This window comes from Vibrio sp. 1457 (assembly GCF_033340195.1).
GTDB lineage: Bacteria > Pseudomonadota > Gammaproteobacteria > Enterobacterales > Vibrionaceae > Vibrio > Vibrio alginolyticus.
In genome coordinates this window covers 1-1,382 of the sequence record NZ_JAWOWA010000078.1, presented here as the reverse complement: position 1 = coordinate 1,382, position 1,382 = coordinate 1, and the positions used below count along the sequence as shown (strand labels likewise).

Below are 1,382 nucleotides of genomic sequence, written 5' to 3'. Positions count from 1 at the left end.
CACGCGTTACGAATCACTCTTAAGCAATTTGTTAGTACATGCGCTACTTCTATTTATGCGCTCCAAGATATTGAAAACTAGCATGATATGAAAGGTTTTGAACACTGAAGTGAGACGGGCAGCTACAAAACTTAATTCCAATTGAAAGACGAAAGTTGGCTAGAAGAAAAACGCACTGAACTGCTCTACTTCCACTTGCTTCAAATTAGAAAAGGATTCGATCCTCGCACTTTGATGGCAACACCCAACGAACGACAAGATTAACTCAGGAAGTACAACGAAAACGAAGAAGCGCCAAAGAAATAGGCTAAGAGTTAGAGACCGTAAACGGTGAAATCAAAGCAAACACTCCGCATATAGTGCCACCGGAAAGAACGTGACAGGTAAAAACTGAAAGGTGTAAAGACGAGCGCGAAAACAGATAAACACCAAAACTTATGACCTTTGACGTCAAACCCGTACTAACGCCCAATTAAGGTGTGAGGCACACAATACGATGCTCCCGCATACCACCTTAATCACTAAAACCAATGCATAGTAAAAATGCCACGCGTGCCGAATCACTCTTAAATTGTTTGTTAGTTGCCCATCTCAAAGCCTAGTGCTAACATTTGTACACACACCAACAAAGGAATACATCATGGACACTAGAATTCAATTTCGTGTTGATGAAGAAACAAAACGCCTAGCTCAACAAATGGCTGAGCGCCAAGGTCGAACTCTAAGTGATGCTTGCCGTGAACTTACTGAGCAACTCGCTGAACAACAAAGAAAAACATTATCTCACGATGCATGGCTAACTGAACAAGTAAACCTAGCATTTGAGAAGTTTGACTCAGGAAAATCCGTTTTCGTTGAACACCAAACTGCTAAGTCTCGAATGGAAGAGCGCAAAGCCAGAATCCGTAATCGAGGTAAGCAATGATTTTATGGGAAGAAAAGTCACTTAATGATCGTGAAAAGATCTTCGAGTTTCTCTATGACTTCAACCCTGATGCGGCAGAAAAAACTGACAACCTCATTGAAGCAAAAGTAGAAAACTTGCTTGAACAACCTTTAATGGGTGTACAACGAGATGGCATCCGCGGACGATTGCTCATTATTCCTGAGATTTCGATGATTGTCTCTTATTGGGTCGAGGGCGATATCATCAGAGTTATGCGAGTACTCCACCAGAAACAAAAATTCCCTATGGATTGATTGCTTCCTCTGGGGAACTAACGCCCTGTTAAGGGGTGAGCAACGCAATACCGAAGCCGCCGCATACCACCTTAATCACTTAAACCAACGCATATCAAAAATGCTACGCGTTGCGAATCCCTCTTAAACAGTTTGTTAACTGAGCGCCTTTCAGTTTTCGCCGATCTTACAGCCACTTTAGC

At 42.4% G+C, this 1,382-nt stretch carries 2 protein-coding genes; both read left to right on the top strand.

The window, feature by feature from the left end:
• The first annotated feature begins 640 nt into the window (after positions 1-640).
• Positions 641-925 (top strand): type II toxin-antitoxin system RelB/DinJ family antitoxin, encoded by a 285-nt coding sequence (locus tag R7Z41_RS23810; RefSeq protein WP_225478357.1) that lies wholly within the window; start codon positions 641-643, stop codon positions 923-925.
• Complete coding sequence (locus R7Z41_RS23805) at positions 922-1,200, top strand: type II toxin-antitoxin system RelE/ParE family toxin (RefSeq protein ID WP_170890328.1); 279 nt, start codon at positions 922-924, stop codon at positions 1,198-1,200. The genes R7Z41_RS23810 and R7Z41_RS23805 overlap by 4 nt, the downstream gene beginning before the upstream one ends.
• Positions 1,201-1,382: the final 182 nt, after the last annotated feature.